This window comes from Pedomonas sp., from assembly GCF_036515995.1.
In the GTDB taxonomy this organism is placed as follows: Bacteria; Pseudomonadota; Alphaproteobacteria; order Sphingomonadales; family Sphingomonadaceae; genus Pedomonas.
Genome location: NZ_DATBUP010000070.1, coordinates 1 through 15778 on the forward strand (window position 1 = coordinate 1; position 15778 = coordinate 15778).

General features: G+C 61.6%; 15 protein-coding genes and 1 pseudogene. 12 read left to right on the forward strand and 4 right to left on the reverse strand.

The window, feature by feature from the left end:
• The 6 genes from VIG90_RS05460 to VIG90_RS05485 form a co-directional block, all read left to right on the forward strand.
• A partial coding sequence (locus VIG90_RS05460; RefSeq protein WP_331592452.1) for an SDR family oxidoreductase occupies nucleotides 1-268 on the forward strand: 268 nt, incomplete at its 5' end.
• A 58-nt stretch (nucleotides 269-326) separates the two neighbouring features.
• Entirely contained in the window at nucleotides 327-677 is a 351-nt protein-coding gene (locus VIG90_RS05465; RefSeq protein ID WP_331592453.1) for a nuclear transport factor 2 family protein, read from the forward strand.
• Between the two features lie 126 nt (nucleotides 678-803).
• On the forward strand, nucleotides 804-1262 hold the full coding sequence (locus VIG90_RS05470; protein WP_331592454.1) for a nuclear transport factor 2 family protein: 459 nt from the start codon (nucleotides 804-806) through the stop codon (nucleotides 1260-1262).
• Nucleotides 1263-1319: 57 nt separating this feature from the next.
• Nucleotides 1320-2066, forward strand: a complete 747-nt coding sequence (locus tag VIG90_RS05475) for an SDR family NAD(P)-dependent oxidoreductase (RefSeq protein WP_331592455.1) — start codon at nucleotides 1320-1322, stop codon at nucleotides 2064-2066.
• Nucleotides 2067-2221: 155 nt separating this feature from the next.
• Nucleotides 2222-3463 carry a helix-turn-helix transcriptional regulator gene (locus tag VIG90_RS05480; protein ID WP_331592456.1) on the forward strand — a complete coding sequence of 414 codons (1242 nt, stop codon included), beginning with the start codon at nucleotides 2222-2224 and terminating at the stop codon, nucleotides 3461-3463.
• Entirely contained in the window at nucleotides 3453-3932 is a 480-nt protein-coding gene (locus VIG90_RS05485; RefSeq protein ID WP_331592457.1) for a nuclear transport factor 2 family protein, read from the forward strand. Before VIG90_RS05480 ends, VIG90_RS05485 begins: the two co-directional genes overlap by 11 nt.
• A 237-nt stretch (nucleotides 3933-4169) precedes the next feature.
• Here the strand turns inward: VIG90_RS05485 and VIG90_RS05490 are convergent, their stop codons facing one another.
• From VIG90_RS05490 to VIG90_RS05505, 4 genes are all read right to left on the reverse strand, one after another.
• Complete coding sequence (locus VIG90_RS05490; RefSeq protein ID WP_331592458.1) at nucleotides 4170-4757, reverse strand: malonic semialdehyde reductase; 588 nt, start codon at nucleotides 4755-4757, stop codon at nucleotides 4170-4172.
• A 130-nt stretch (nucleotides 4758-4887) separates the two neighbouring features.
• Nucleotides 4888-7215, reverse strand: a complete 2328-nt coding sequence (locus VIG90_RS05495; RefSeq protein ID WP_331592459.1) for a TonB-dependent receptor — start codon at nucleotides 7213-7215, stop codon at nucleotides 4888-4890.
• Nucleotides 7216-7286: 71 nt separating this feature from the next.
• On the reverse strand, nucleotides 7287-8405 hold the full coding sequence (locus tag VIG90_RS05500) for an LLM class flavin-dependent oxidoreductase (protein WP_331592460.1): 1119 nt from the start codon (nucleotides 8403-8405) through the stop codon (nucleotides 7287-7289).
• 98 nt (nucleotides 8406-8503) lie between these two features.
• Nucleotides 8504-9376 (reverse strand): hypothetical protein, encoded by an 873-nt coding sequence (locus VIG90_RS05505; protein WP_331592461.1) that lies wholly within the window; start codon nucleotides 9374-9376, stop codon nucleotides 8504-8506.
• A gap of 311 nt (nucleotides 9377-9687) precedes the next feature.
• Here VIG90_RS05505 and VIG90_RS05510 point away from each other — a divergent pair, with 311 nt between their 5' ends.
• The 6 genes and pseudogenes from VIG90_RS05510 to VIG90_RS05535 form a co-directional block, all read left to right on the forward strand.
• On the forward strand, nucleotides 9688-10581 hold the full coding sequence (locus tag VIG90_RS05510) for a helix-turn-helix transcriptional regulator (RefSeq protein WP_331592462.1): 894 nt from the start codon (nucleotides 9688-9690) through the stop codon (nucleotides 10579-10581).
• A gap of 119 nt (nucleotides 10582-10700) precedes the next feature.
• Nucleotides 10701-11165 carry a nuclear transport factor 2 family protein gene (locus VIG90_RS05515; protein WP_331592463.1) on the forward strand — a complete coding sequence of 155 codons (465 nt, stop codon included), beginning with the start codon at nucleotides 10701-10703 and terminating at the stop codon, nucleotides 11163-11165.
• 94 nt (nucleotides 11166-11259) lie between these two features.
• Nucleotides 11260-12012 carry an SDR family oxidoreductase gene (locus VIG90_RS05520; protein WP_331592464.1) on the forward strand — a complete coding sequence of 251 codons (753 nt, stop codon included), beginning with the start codon at nucleotides 11260-11262 and terminating at the stop codon, nucleotides 12010-12012.
• 119 nt (nucleotides 12013-12131) lie between these two features.
• Nucleotides 12132-14276, forward strand: a complete 2145-nt coding sequence (locus tag VIG90_RS05525) for an FAD-dependent oxidoreductase (RefSeq protein WP_331592465.1) — start codon at nucleotides 12132-12134, stop codon at nucleotides 14274-14276.
• Nucleotides 14273-14995, forward strand: a complete 723-nt coding sequence (locus VIG90_RS05530) for an SDR family oxidoreductase (protein WP_331592466.1) — start codon at nucleotides 14273-14275, stop codon at nucleotides 14993-14995. The genes VIG90_RS05525 and VIG90_RS05530 overlap by 4 nt, the downstream gene beginning before the upstream one ends.
• Nucleotides 14996-15088: 93 nt before the next feature.
• A pseudogene (locus tag VIG90_RS05535) lies at nucleotides 15089-15778 on the forward strand (hypothetical protein); the annotation flags it as partial.

Sequence of the window (15778 nt, forward strand, 5' to 3'; positions counted from 1 at the left end):
CGTGGGCCAGTACAACATCCGCGTCAACTGCACCCGCATGGGCTGGCTGTGGGGCGAGCCGGTCCGCCAGGCGGTCAAGCGCATGGTGGCGGCAACGGGCGGCAGCGAGGAGGCGTTCGTCCAGGGCGTGGCGTCCAGGATCCCGCTGGGCGTGATCCCGCCCGAGGAAGAGTGCGCCCGCTCGGTGCTGATGTTCGTCTCGGACTACACCAAGATGGTCACCGGCGCCGTGCTCGACGTGAACGGCGGCGAGTGGATGGCGCCCTGACGCCAGCGACAGTTGAACCTTACAAAGGACAGATCTTATGGACGTAAAAGATATGCCTGTGGCTTCACTGTCTGCAGTGAAGAACAAGGATCGCGAAGGTTGGCTGGCGCTGTTTGCCGAGGATGCCGTCGTCGAGGACCCGGTTGGTCCGTGCGACTGGGATCCCGAAGGCAAGGGCCAGCGCGGCAAGGGTGCCATCGCCGCATTCTATGACATGTTCTCGACCTTCCAGGAGTCTCTGGATTACGAGATCCACCACATGGAAGTCCGTGGCAGCGAGGCGGCAGTGTTCCTGACCCTGCACAATACGATGAAGGACGGAACCAAGGCCTCAACGAAGGCGATCAACATCTACAAGGGGTCGCCGGACGGCAAGATCCAGTCGCTGCGCTCCTTCTGGAACGCCTGACGTATCAGAGCATGGACGCTTCTCATGTCAGGATGGCCCGGCATGGGAGGCGTTCAGTGCTGGAAGGCGGGGGACGCCTGGGACGCCAATGAGCCAGGCGCCGGATCTAAGGATGAGGCAGGAAGAATGCCAACCGAGAAGAACACCAGGGCTGAATTGCCTGAAATGGCAACGGCCATGCTTGCCTCAGGACCGGAAGGTCCGGCCCCGGAGCACATGCGCGCTTCAATCCTGCAGTATGCGCAGTATCAGGGGGCCGGCGATGTTGCGGGCATTCTGTCCCTGTTTGCGCCTGATGCGGCCATTCGTGATCCGGCCAACGGCCCGGAGCATCGCGGTCATGAAGCGCTTGAGGCCTTCTTTCGTGCCGGGCACGCTGCGGCCGGGGGTGCGATCGAGATGATTCCAGACGGCGAGATCAGAATTGCGGGGAATCACGCCGCCGCCAATTTCATCGTGCGCACAGCGCGCAGCCGGCCGATCTACCGGGTGGCAACGACGGATGTGATGACGTTCGGCGAAGACGGGCTGATCACATCGATGATAGCCTACTGGGGACCGGAGAACTTCCAGCAGGAAAGCTGACCGCAATACCCGCTAAAGCGGGTCTTCCGGTAGAGGCCGACTTTCAGGGGACAAAGAATGCGCTACAAAGGCAAGACGGTCATCGTGACCGGGGCGGCGTCGGGGATCGGGCGGGCAACGGCTGTCCGCTTGGCGCACGAGGGTGCCCGGGTGGTTTGCGCCGACATCAATGAGGATGGGGCGCGTCAGACGGCTCAAAGCCTGGCGGGCGAGACACATCTCGCCCTGGGCTTTGACGGCGGCGACGCGGCGTCCTGCCGCCAGATGATCGAGGCGGCCTCTGCGCAGGCCGAGACACTGGACATGCTGTGCAATATTGCCGGTGTGATGGACTGGGGTCCGCTTCATCGCTTCAGCCCCGAGCAGTTTGATCGCGTCGTGCGGATCAATCTGAGCAGCATCTATTACCTTTGCCAGGCCGTGATGCCCCATCTTCTCAAGACGAAGGGCAATATCGTCAATATCAGCTCGGCAGCCGGCCTGGTCGGGATCGCCTACAACAGCGCTTACTGCGCAAGCAAGGCAGGGGTCCTTGCCGTGACCAAGTCCCTTGCGATCGAGTTTGCTGCAAGCGGGGTCCGTGTGAATGCGATCTGCCCGACCGGGGTTAAAACCCCGATGACAGGGACGCTTGACTGGCCGGATGACATGGATCCGGCGCTGCTCATGCGCAACGCCTCGAAGATGGGCGAAATGATCGATCCCGAAGACGTGGCCGGCGCAATTGCGTTCCTCGGGTCCGACGATGCCCGGTATGTCAGCGGTGTCTCCTTCCCTGTGGATGGAGCGCAGACGGCGGGTTAGGCAGGGACATCCAACGGCGGGGGTCCCCCCCGCTGGGACAGGCCGGTGGAAGAAAGATCCCTTTCCACTCTAGTCAGAATGGGGGTGTTCAGGCGGCACGTTTCTTCTAGGATCAGGGCTGCTCAGACAGTCGGCAATGGTCAGGGGAGGACTTTATGCCAGAACTGAAGGGTGTGGACGGGCTTTCTGAACCGCTGCTCAGACTCTACTCCAGTCTGGCCGGTGAGAATCCCTGGGTTGAATTCCTGACGGTGCTCCGCCGCCAGCTGCACGCCAGCTTTGCCACGATCATCCTGACGCCGCCGACCGCACGGACGCCGGCGATCGTGGTGACGCCGGGCGTGCCCGATTTCGAGATCGGAGCTGCGGTCAAGCATTTCAGCAAGGACCCGTTCGTCGGGCTGCCGGAGGGGCGGGTTCTGACTGCCAACGAGTTCGTCGGCAGGGAGGCGTACCGCCAGAGCTGCTTTTACCAGCAGTATGTCGCAAGCTACGGGATCGAGGATATCATGGGCCTCGACCTCCTGGCGAAAAGCGGTTTCCAGATGCGCATGCGCATCTGTTGCGGTGCCGGGCGCAGCGGCTTCACCGAAGAGGACAAGCAGTGGCTGGGCTACTTTGTGCCTCATCTTCGCGCAGCGCTTGACCTTTATGAGCGCTTCGAAATCGAGAAGGGCGAGGAAAACATCTATGATACGGCGGTTGAGCAACTATCGGTCGGGTCGATCCTGCTGGATGGTTCAGGCGCGGTCATCCGGTGCAACCTCATCGCCCGCAATCTTTTGGAGCAGCGTGACGGCATCAGACTGGTGAACAACCGACTGGCCTTCAGCGACACTGCAAACGAGCGCAGTTTCCGGGACTTCCTGCGCGCCTCAGGGCCTGCACTGACCTCGCGCATCAGTTTCATGCAGGCGGAACGTCATTCCGGAAAGCCATCGCTCGGTATCATCGCACGCCGTCTGACAATGCCGCCATCTCTGAAGCTGGGGTTCTGCCCGGCTATTGCGGTCTTTATCACTGATCCGCAGCAGCAGGCCGGGGTCACCGGCGCTGCCGTTGCCAATGTGCTGCGCCTCACGCCGATGGAGGCGGAGATTGCCGCGAGCCTGGCCAATGGGCTGTCCCTGCTGCAGATCTCGGAGGTCTTCGGCATCACGCAAAATACAGTACGGGCCCATCTGCGGTCGGTCTTCAGCAAGGTTGGCGTCAGTCGCCAGTCCCAGCTCGTCCAGCGCGTGCGCACCAGCGTCTCAGGCCTCATCGTCCAGATGTCGTCCGGTTCCGGTGCGCCTCGAAGGCGCAGTCGTCAAGGCGCGCCGCTGCTGCACAGCGCCGGAGCCGGCCAGGACCGCCCCCAGGTGAAGCAAACACGGAGACTATCCCATGTCCCTTGAAGAGATCGAACAGATCAAGCAGCTCAAGCACCGTTATTGCCGCTTTCTCGACACGGCCAATGCGGCGGGCCTTGAGACTGTTCTGACCGAAGACATCGAGATCGACTATCTGGGCGGCACCTATCATTTCAAGGCTCAGGGCCGGGACGAGGTCATTGCCATTTTAAAGGCGGCCTTCCATGAGGATTTCGTCGGCTCTCACACGGTCAACCAGCCGGAGATTACCATCCTCTCGGCAGACAGCGCAGAGGGACGCTGGACGCTGACCGACTATGCTGTTGATCTGCGCACAGGCTACGAGACCAGCGGCGCCTGCCTCTACCGTGACCGATATGCCAAGGTTGACGGCGAATGGCGGATTGCGCGATCCTCATACCGCCGGCTTTACGAGCGCGTCACCAAGCTTGATGTCCTGCCGAACTTCACGGCGCGGTATCTGGCAGAGCGGGCGACCAATCCTGAAATCTGAGGCGGTGCCGGAACCGAGGCCGCTGGCGACAGCGCCGCAGTCATCAACAGGCTGGGCTCGAGGTGTCGACCAGAGTGCCCTGGCCTGGCCCTGCCAGCCGCCTGTCTCTCACGCCGTAACAGCCTGATCACGGCTGTGCGTCATCGGCGGCCTTTTCGGCAGACCGGCTGAGCTGCGTTGTCCAGGCCTGCAGGATGCTCTGCGTGGATCCCGGTGCCGGCGGACAATGACGACATGCTACACGATCTGGCAGGCTTCGTCGAAAGTCAGGCGAGGCAGGCGATCGAACGGCGTGTCGATGCCATGACCCAGTGCGCATAAAAAGTTCGAGCGGATGGCAGTTCCTGCAAAGAAATCCGCATCCAGAGCCTCCTGGTCAAAGCCTGACATTGGTCCACAATCCAGACCCACCGCTCTGGCCGCCAGTATGAGGTACGCTCCTTGAAGCGTCGCGTTGCGGAAGGCCGTCTCCTTCTTCACCTGCGGATCGCTGAACCAGTGGCGGGCTCCGGGATTGTGGGGGAAGAGGATCGGCATCTTTTCCGCGAACTCCAGGTCCTGGGCGATAATAACGATCGCCGCCGCATCCAGGCTTTTGGCAGCATTGGTCGCGGACATATGCCGTGCGACGCGCGCCTTTGCGCTGTCGCTTGTGCAGAAGATGAAACGAGCCGGCGATACATTCGCAGAGGTCGGACCCATTTTCAAAAGATCGTAGATCTGATGCCATACGCTGTCAGGCAGGCTCTCCCTGCGCCAGGCATTGCGCGATCGGGCGGACAGGAACAGGCGCTCAAGTGCGGTGTCATCAAGTTGTTCCGACATAAAGGAATTGTCTCCTGTTGCACAGGTCCTGCCAACGGACAGGTCCGGATTGAGGTTTGGAAATCTGCGAGCGCCGGGCAAAAAGAGACCGGGCGAGCGCCGCCTCGCCCGGTCGAGAGGGAGCGCGCACCTAAAAGCTGAAGGACGCGTCGACGCCGACCGTGCGGGGCCTGTTGTAGCTTGCAGCGACAAAACCGCTGATGTCTGCTGCGAACTGGACCACCCGCTTGTCGAAGATGTTCTGCCCCCAGAGCGATAACTTGAGGGTGCTGTGGCTAACAGGCAGGTCGACCAGCGAGACTCTGCCATTCACGATCCAGTGGGCCTGGGACGTGGCAGCCCGTGAGAGCGCCGGGTCGGCAAAGGGGATCAGCACAAATCGCGTGTCGCTCCGGTAAGCTGCGTCCAGCAGGACGGTCAGGTAGGAGCCGTTGGCCATGGGCTGCGTCTCATAAAGGACGTTGGCCGAAAAAGTCACATTCGGGGTCTGGGTGCGCACTGCGATATCGGCGATGTCCTCCAGCTGCCCTGTCGCTGCAGAGGAAACATATTCCTTGAAATCGAAATCCAGGACGCCAAGGTTTGCACCGACCTGCAAGCCCTCGACCAGTGCCGCGGTCAGCTCAGCCTCGACACCCTTGATGCGGGCCTTTCCTGCATTCTCATAGTTCATGACGGTCGTGAAAACCGCCACTTGCAGATCGTCATAGCTGGCACTGAATGCTGCCAGGTTGAACCGCAACCTGTTGTCCCAGAGCTGGCTTTTGAGGCCCGCTTCGTAGGATGTGAGCTTCTCTGCGTCGAAGGGCTTGCCGTTGTAGATGCCGCCTGACAGGTATCCGGTACCCGCCTTGGCATAGAGCATTACATCAGGCGTTGCCTGGTACTCGCCGACAAGCTGCCAGGTCAGGCGGTCAAACGATGCCTTCGCATCCAACGGCGGCGATGTCAGGTAGTTGATTTCCTGGCGCTTGTCCCAGGTCTGGCGGGCGCCGGCGGTGACGGTGAACTGATCCGCCAGTTCCAGGCTGCCCTGGGCGTAAAGGGCGTATGCGCGATTATTGATCTTTGCATCGATATACTGATCAGCAGCTGTAATGGGAACGGGCTCGCCCTGCCGTGGGAAGACCTTAAAGAACTGCACCGAATTAAAGTCCCGGCTGTGCTCTTCGAAGAAGAATCCGCCAACGACCCAGTTGAACCGCTCGAAGGTGCCCAGGACCTGCAGTTCGTCCGAATACTGGTGCTGCTTGCGATGCGAGATGGCATTCAGGACGGTGAAATCTCCCCCCGTCCCGCCGAACGGGTCGATCAGATGGTTGCCGTCAAAACTGTTTCCGTTGCTCAGGATCTCCAGTCGCCTGTATCCGGCGATGTTCTTCAGGGTGACGCCGTCGCTGGCTTCATAGGCGAGGGTCAGACTATGGCCCTCGGCTTGGAGCTTGTCGGTTGCGCGCTGAGGCTCGTACAGGGCATCCAGCGGCCGTGATGTCACGACGTTGGTGCCGCCCAGGCTTGGCTGCAGCGAGAAGATCGTCTCGACAAGACCGCCGAACGGGTTGCTGCCGGGCACGTCTTCGGTGCCGCGAAACCCGATCGCCTGCATGCCAAGCTGCGAGCCCCAGAAATCCGTGAAGTCGAACTTGTAATCGGCAGTAAATCTGCCGCCATCATCATAGCTGACAGCAGCAAAGATTGAATCCACATTCTCTGCGCCCAGGGTCCTTGCGGCGCGGGCGGTGCCGACCCGCCCGCCGGTTCCCGGGCCATAGATCCGCTCCGTCCCGGCCGCCAGGTTCTTGACATAGCCGTCGACTTCCCGATGGGAGTAGGTCAGCGACGCCCGAAATCCGCCGACCTCCGGCAGATCAAGACGCGTCCGGGAGCGGAACTCGTCATAGCTGCCGTAGGTCAGATCCTGGCGAATGCCGAATTCGCCGCTGGGCTTGCGGGTGATCACATTGACAGCGCCACCGGTGGTGTTCCGCCCAAAGAGCGTGCCTTGAGGGCCGCGCAACACTTCGACACGTTCAATCTCAGCAACGTCAAACAGGCTGCCCGAGGATCGTCCAAGATAAACGCCGTCGATGTAGATGCTCACGCCATTGTCGATCTGGGAGACGGTCTCGCCGGCCAGAACGCCGCGCAGCGAGAACGCCGGAAGGGCTGCATTGCTTGGCTGGCGCATCACCTGAAAATTGGGAACGATATTCCCCAGGCCCGCCACGCTTGTGATCCTCTGGTTCTCCAGCGCTTCGCTGCCGAACGCCGATACGGCAACGGGCACGCGCTGAAGATTCTGCTCGCGTTTCTGAGCGGTGACGACGATGTCTTCCAGTCCCGCAGAGGCTGGCTCGCTCGTCTGGCTGATTGCCGGACTGGCAGCGAGGCCGAGCACAAGCAGGGAGGTTCCACCTGTGATTATCCGGCGGCGACCGTGTCGCTCTGCATTTGGCATCTTGTGAACTCCCCTCGACTTTCTGATCGTTTGTTTATTGTATTTGCGTGCCTGAGCTTTGGTCCGGAGCATCAGCCACTGGCCGCCTGACTGAATGCCTGGCGCGGCAGACGCACCCCGCGCTGCTCTAGCAGCGGGAGGACCCTCTCAGCGAAGAAGGGCAGTTCATGCAGGTAGTCGTGAAAGCCGAGGAACAGGGCGTCAACACCTGCTTGGCGAAACCCGGCAATCTTCTCGGCAACCTGCTCGGGAGTGCCGATGAGGGCCGCGCTGCCGGCTGACATTGCTATATCGCGCAGCATGGCGTCTCGTTGGTCATCTGGCGTCTTGCTGATGTCGCTCCCCGAGGAAAGTGCCAGGTTGCGGGCAGCCACAAGGTCTGCATTGTCACGCAGATGCTTGTAGTAGTCCCTGGCTTCCGCCTCCGTCTCGCGGCAAATGATGAGACAGAGCGAGACCACGCCGACACCGGCGTTGCCCGACGCCTCGGCGGTGCTCCGAAGCCGATCTCCATGTTCGCGCAGGCGATCCGCGTCATCGGAACGCGCAAAGGTCAGATCCGCATGTGTTGCGGCAAAGGCAATGCCTTCCGGCGATGTTGCTGCGCTCACGATCGGCGGGGCGGCTTGAATCGGCTTGGGGCCGCTGACCAGATTCTGGAGGTTGAAGAATTTGCCGTGGTGGTCGAACGGCTCCGCCTCCTGCCATAGCCGCTGGACGATCTGGAGCCACTCGGTTGCATAGGAGTAGCGCTCGCTGAGCGGGTGTGGCGCAAGCCCGAACATGCTCATTTCCTGCTTGTACCAGCCCATGACCATGTTGATGCCGCTGCGGCCGCGGGAGACGTGATCGATCGTGGCGATCGCCTTTGCAGCAAACACGGGGTGAACCATGGGAAGATGGAGCGTGACGATAGTCATGAGATGCTTGGTCACAGCCGCGATCGCCGACATGTAGGTCAGCGTCTCGTACGTCTCTCCTGCAAAGTTGCTGGCGCCGTTGAAGCCGCGCCAGCGAGAGACCGGCATGAAGAGTTCCAGGCCGATGTCATCGGCAAGACGTGCCAGTGCCAGACTGTGCTCCCAAGTCAGCTCGTACGAGCTGGGCACGGTTGTGATGCCGCCGGACCCAGAGCCGTTGACGGCAAAGATCCCAAGCATGAGGGGTTGAAGGCGGTGGCGTGCGAACACGGAATCGGCTCTTGAGACACGCGGGCTTTTCGTCAGGGACATCTCGAAACCTCGGCTTATGCAGAGAGCGGACTGATCAAAAGAGCAGGGACTGCCCTTCAAAGGGTCACAAAGCGCAGGTCGGCGCCGTTGACGTCTTCGAGGACGGCTTCGCCTTCGGGCAGGTGAATGCCGCGATCTGCCAGCGTTGCCCGCATTTTTGGGATGTCCGTGACGTGGCAGTCGAGGCGGAAGACGCCCTCGCCGCGCACGGACAGTATGTTGGCAAGGCGAGAGGCAAGCCGGCTCGAGGCGTTGCCGCCGTTGACCGCATAAAGGCCGACTGTGCGCACGCCCCGTCCATTTCCCGGAGCCTGGAAATGGACGCACTTCACGCCCGGCTCGCCGAGCTCGTCGGTGGTGTCGATCGGGGGTGCGCCGAAGACTGCGCTGTAGGTCGCGGTGGCGGCCTCCAGATCCGAGACGACCAGATCGATGCCCGATATGCCCAGAAACACCCCCCCTTGCGTCTCGTCGCCGAAGTCGGACGAGCCGTCCTTGGTGAACATCATCTCGCGTGCTTTCTTGTCACCGCCCGGGACGTGGCGTGCGATAAAGATCTCCAGGCCATGCAGGGTGCCAAGAGTGTTGCTCTCTCCGACAGCGTAGCGTTTGGGCTCGTCGTGAACGAACTTGAGGCCGCGCGCCGAGATTTCCGCCATGGTTTTATCCATGTCATCGCACATCACGCCGATCAGAAAGATCTTGTCGTGGTCGGTGCGAACGGAATCGCCCCCTTCCTGAAAAAAGCCCAGGGCGTGGGACATCTCGCCGTTGCCGGGGATCTGGTAGTAGGTGGCGACAATGGACTGGCCCGGTGTCATGTCCGGGTGGATCCAGAGCGGCTCTGTTCCGAAGATGCGATCCAGACGGTCCTTGGCGCCGTCCAGATCCTTGAGGATATAATCGATCACGTAAATATTCGTCAGCACCCACCGGCTCCTTCGTGAGAAAAATCGCTCCAGTGAGGCAAGCATGTTCGCGTGCGCGGCTTGCGGGCAAGAACCTCCCCCCGGATCGTTCGGCGCAAAAATCGCGCGCATCATACTGCTGACCGGCGGGTATCAAATTCCGATACCGGCCGGTGCACAGGTCGACGTCGCTACCGTTGGGGGGGAAGGGCTGATCGACTTGACTCCGGTCAGGCTGCCCTCATTTTTGATATATGCCCGTCTGGCCAGGAGCGACATGCCGGCATGCCGGGGCTATCCTTCAAAATTGCGCGGCTCGAGGAAAGAGAAAGATGCACAGGGAGGCAAAGGTTTCAACCGATGCGGCAGCTGAGGGCGCGGACGAGGATATCACCGGCCCGGCAGGACAGAAGCTCGGGGCAAGCAGTCATCGCCAAAGCAGGCTCCTCAAGGAAGTTCTGAAACAGCAGATCCGGATCCGGGGTCTGCGTTATCAGGATATTGCAGACCAGCTGGGCGTCAGCGTTGTTACCATCAAGCGCTACCTGAATTCTGACCGCTTGCCCGTCGAGGTCATGGAGGACATCAGCGCCTGCCTCGGATTGAGCCTGATCGACCTCTCGGAAATCGCCAAGGAAGGGGACGGACGGAATTTCCTGGACCTCGAGCTGCGCCAGGAGAGCGCACTGGCGAGCGACAGTGCGCTGGCACTGATGCGCTTGATGCTCTACAGCGGCATGACGGTCCCCGAGATCATGAGCGAATACGCTGTTGACGAGGCGACAGTTATATCGCTGTTGACGCGCCTTGATCGACTAAAATTGATCGAGTTGTTGCCCGGCAACAGGGTGCGCATACCTGGCCCGCATCATATCGAGTGGAAACCCGGCGGACCGATACGCCGGACAATCGAGCACAATATCCGTAATCACTTCGTCATGATGGATTTCGCGAATACCGAAGATTTTTACGGATATGAAACGGTCCGACTGTCCCGCGAGTCGGTGCGCCAGCTCGAGGAACACATGCGCCAGCTTGTTCGCCAGGTGAGGGTCCTCCACAGGCTCGACCAGGGCATCCCAAGTGCCGATAAACAGTGGCATACGCTGCTTGTCGCCCAGCGCGAGACCAACTGGGGCTTCCCTGTCGACAATGGCGAGACATTGTTGCCCCGGAGGTCATCAGGCCCAACCTTTCCCGCTGTGGCCGAGCCGCCGGCGGTCTGATCTGGGGGTGGGCTGCTCCTCCATCAGGCTTTGGTCGGCTCTACTCGAAATTGGGTAATCCTGATTTCGGGTTTGTTGGTACGAGTGGTGATGCCATCACAACCGGGGGAGGAAACGGCATGACAAGCGCCACCAATCGCGATGTGTTCGTCAAGATGCTCACGGCACTTGGGCAGAAGGACTTTGATACGTTCGAGGCCTTTCTTGCCGAGGACGTGCTCCTGGAGTGGCCATTTGCCGTTATGGAAGGCTTCCCGTCCGAAAAGCGCGGCGCGCGTTGGTTCCGGGATATTCTGGAGGTGAGCTGGCAGGATTTTGACCCCTATGCCTATCGGATTCAGGCCCTGCACGAAATGGCGGACGAAAATGTGCTGGTTGCAGAGTACAGCTCGCACAGTCGTTTTATCCCAACGAACACGCCGTACTCGAACAAGTATATTTCTGTTGTCGAATTCGAGAACGGCAAGATCAGCCGCTGGCGCGAATATCTTGATCCGCAGGTCATTGCAAAAGTACTGGGTGTTCAGGCTGCCTGGAGTGCTGATACCGGCGGACCGGTCAGCACCGTGGCGGACGGCGTCTGAGTACGTTTCTCGTGTGCGTGTCAGTCAAGGGAATGCCGGCTTTCCCTGAGGTCAGTGTTCAGCCGGTTCCGTCGCATCCTGTGAGGCCTTGCTGATGACCGTGGGGGAATTTCCGCCGGGCTGCGTGCTCATCTTCGGCAAGATGCCCGGCACGGCGGGCGCGGTTGCGAAATGCTTCGCCAAGGCAGGCAGCGCCTTTGCCTTGAGCTATACGCAGGCCCCTGGCCTTGAGGAATGGCAGGGCCTTCAGGACATTGACTGCCGGGCGACCTTCCATTGCATGGACGCGCGTATCCCGGGCGAGGCCGAGGCGATCATCGACCAGGTTATTGCCGCGCATGAGCGGATCCATACGGTTGTATGGTCCGTATATGACATGGCCGAGACCTGCGCACTGCCCGGTGCGGAAGAGGACTGGGGGCCGCGCCTGTACAGCCATACCCAGGGGATCTCCCGTCTGGTGACGGCAGTCCGTCCGCATTTTCGAGCAGCGGGCGGGGGATCATTCGTGCTGCTTCTAGCCCAGGAATGCGCGACTGCCTCGGCCTCGACGGGTCTCGCTGCCTCCCTCAAGGCGGCCAGCGAGACAATGATCCGGAGCATTACCGAGGCGGAGGGCGGCTTTGGGGTGCGCGCAAACAGCGTCGTCCTCGACCTGCAGTCAGAGACGCCCGGACAACGGCAAGCCAGTGACGAACCCGCCGCGCCGACCGGAGCGGGGATCGGAAATCGCAGGCAGGCTCCGGCCGCCTGCTCGCTGCTTGAAGAGGCAGGCCATTCGGCTGTGTTCCTCGCCTCCCGGCACGCGGCGCGGGTGACCGGCCAGCAGATCCGCTTGTCGGTTTAGGGTGATCGGGAGGCTGCCAAGGCCTGATGACGATCCCCTTCAAATTGACGATGTCAGGCGCGTTCATCCGTGTCCAGATGCAACAAAAGCTCGGTGGGGGCCGGGCAGGGGAGAAAACAATGACGTTTGCTCATCTCTTACGCCCGGGTCAGATCGGGTCCATGACGTTGCGCAACCGCATCTTCATGACGCCAATGGGCTCGAACCTCGCGGATGAGGATGGTATTTCAGGAGATCGGTTGCGCGCCTACTATGGGGCAAGAGCCAAGGGCGGCGCTGCGCTCATTACCATGGGGTCGGTCTCGGTTGGCTATCCGGAAGGATCGAGCAACTGGCGGCAGGAAGCCATTTCCCATGAGCGGCACATGCCTGGCGTCAGGGCGCTGGCGGAGGAGGTTCACAAGCACGGTGCGAAGCTTGCCATGCAGCTGCACCATGCCGGCTTGGTCGCCATGAACGACATGCTGGCGGGGCGGCCGATCTGGACCCCTTCCGTTCCAGCTGTCGCCAAGAATGACGGCGACATGTTCGATGGCTTCCTAGAAGACGAACTGGCGATCTTCACGGCGCCCTTTGCCGCGATGGGAGAGCCGAACTATCGCGTCATGGACAAGCAGGACATCAGCTATGTCATCGATCTGTTCGCCAAAGCCGCGGTTCGCGCCAAGGAATGCGGGGTCGACGCCGTCGAGATACACGCCGGTCACGGCTATCTGGTCTCCTGTTTCCTCAACCCGCTCATCAATCAAAGGACCGATGAGTACGGCGGGTCGATCGAGAACCGCGCCCGGTTTCTGTGCGAGGTGATCCGCGGGGTCCGCGCGGCCGTCGGTCCTGACATGCCGATCTGGCCCCGGCTCGATAGCCAGCATTTCCTGATCGACGGCGGCATCACCGTCGAGGATGCGGCAACGACCGCGCGGCTTGCGCAGGAAGCCGGCGCAGATGCCATCCATGTGACGGCAGACGGCCACCCGGGCCGGGGCCTGACCTATTCGGCCGGTCACGCGACCGACGTACGCAACGGGTTCGTCGAGGCAGCAGCCCGCATCAAGGCTGCGGTCACCGTTCCGGTCATTTGCCCGGGGCGGATCGAACCTGCCGATGCCTCACGGTTCATCGAGGAGGGCAAGCTCGACTTCGTGACCATGGGGCGCAAGCTCTTGGCGGACCCGGAACTCCCCAACAAGCTGGCGCAAGGCACGCCGGAGGCGGTGCGTCCCTGTATTTACTGCTACACCTGTATCAGCCAGATTTTCTTCTCCCGGCCCGTCAAGTGCGCCGTCAATCCCGAAACAGGGTTCGAGCGCGAGCGCGCCCTGATCCCGGCGGCTGCCGGCAAGCATTTTATCGTGATCGGCGGAGGTCCCGCTGGCATGGAGGCGGCGCGCCGCCTGGCCCGGCAAGGGCATCGTGTAACACTGATCGAGGCCGGAGGCGCCCTTGGCGGCACGGCGCGGTTCGCCTCCATTGCCTATGCACCCAACGAGGGCATTGTGAACTGGCTGCGGCTGCAGGTGGCTCGCACGCCGGGTATTACCGTCATGCTGAACACCACGGCGACGCCTGAGCTGCTCTCCCGGCTGGCGCCGGACGAGGTGGTGGTTGCAACCGGCGCGCGGCGCGAGCTGCCGCCCCTTCCCGGCGCCGATCAGGACTTCGTCTTCAGTGGCGATGAAATGCGCAGCCTGATGCTCGCGCAGAACCTGGACGGTCTCAGCCACAAGGTCGGCGCCGGCACCCGGCTTGCCATGACGCTGGGCAAGATCAGTGGCCTGACCGCCAAACCGCAGTTCGTGCGCCGGGCCAGCCAGCACTGGATGCCGCTTGGCCAAGAGATCGTGATCATCGGCGGAGAACTGGTCGGGCTCGAGCTGGCCGAGTTCCTCGCCCAGAGGGGGCGCAAGGTCACAGTCCTCGAGCAGGCTTCGCGGTTCGGCAAGGGGCTGCAAGTGGTCCGGCGCTGGCGCGTTCTGGATGAGCTCAAGCATCTGGGCGTGACCCTGCTTCCCGATGCCGAGGACATCCGGATCGGGGATCATACGGTCTCCTACGCCAACAAGGCCGGACAGGTTCGCACCTTGGCAGCCGACCATGTGATCGTTGCCCAAGGCGCATCTGGCGACAGCCGACTTGCCGAGACGCTGCGGATGGCCGGGCTGCGGGTGCATTCGATCGGGGATGCGAACGGCGTCGGATATATCGAAGGCGCAATGCAAGACGCGGCCGAACTGGCGCGTTCCTTCAGGGGTGAGGCAGCATGATATTCGATTTTACGGGCTGTGAGGTCCTGGTCACGGGCGGCACCAGCGGCATTGGTGCGGCTTTGGCAGAGGCTTTTGCGGATGCCGGGGCCAGCGTGACGATCACCGGAACGGCGAGGCAAGCCAGCGACTACAAGGAACTGCCACCGCACGCGCGCTATCTTCAGATGAATCTGGCAGACAGGGGCAGCGTCGAGGCAGTCGCCAAGGCCTGCGACACGCTCGATATTCTCATCAACAACGCGGGCCGAACCTCCATGCCAGAGGATTTCGACGCAGCGGTCGATGGCAACCTGAAGGGGACCTATGCGCTGACGCTTGCCTGCCTTCCCAAGCTGGCTGAAAGCCGGCACGAAGGCGGCGGCGCGGTCGTCTCCATGGCATCCATGATGTCCTTCTTCGGAAGCAGCACGTTCCCGGGCTATGGGGCCGCCAAGGCCGCGCTGGTCGTCCTCACCCGCTCATTGGCGCAGGCGTGGGGGCCGAAGGGCGTGCGCATCAACGCCTTGGCACCGGGGGCGATCCGGACGCCGATGACCAGCGTCTTTGCCGATGACCCGGACTATGGACCGGGGACGGCGGCGCGCATCGCCCTTGGCCGTTGGGGGACGCCGGAGGATATGGTCGGGCCTGCCCTGTTCCTGTGCAGCAGTTCCGCCCGATATGTGACCGGCGAATGCTTGTCGGCAAGCGGGGGGTACCTGATCGCGGATTCCTGAGGACCATGCAATTTTCCGCTGGCGTTGGCACGGGCGGTCGATAAACTGTCATCCGGCGGGTGAGGGTCTGATTTGCCGTTCCGGAGTGCATCCTTGGGAATTCCAGCGGACGATATCGACAGTTTTTCTGATCTGGTGCTGACGATAAACACATCGGTCCTGAGCGAGGATCCGTGGCGGGAGTTTTTGCTGAAGCTGAGTACCCAAATCGATGCCAAGCACGGGACGCTCATTCTGGTGCCGCCCAAGACCAAGGGACAGGGGGCGATGTTCACGCCCACCTCGACCCCGCAGTCCATTCAGGAATATCTTGATCGTTATCTGGAAATCGATCCTTTCGTGAACCTGCCTGAGGGGCAGGTCACGGAACTCTACGAGTATGTCGGGCAATCGACTATCGATCGGTCCCCGGATGTGAGAGCCTGGCTTGAATCGATTGATGCCTCTCATATTCTGGGGGTCGATCTGCGGATCGGCAGTGGCTTTGAGGCAAGGCTTCGGCTGAGCCGCGCGCCGGGCGGCCCCCCGTTCACGCCGGATGAGCGCCGATGGGTAGAGAAGATCATCCCGCACCTGCGTCAGGCGCTCGAGCTTTATCAAAAGCTGGAGTCGTCGCGCTCGGAGCGTGCCGTGATGCTGGACACGACCGAACAGTTCGCTGTCGGTACGGTTCTGCTCGATGCGGATTTCCGGGTTCTCAAGTTGAACGAAGTGGCCGCCTCGATCCTGGCGGAGGTTGACGGCCTGCAACTGGTTGCCGGGCGTATCGTCCTCAACCAGGCA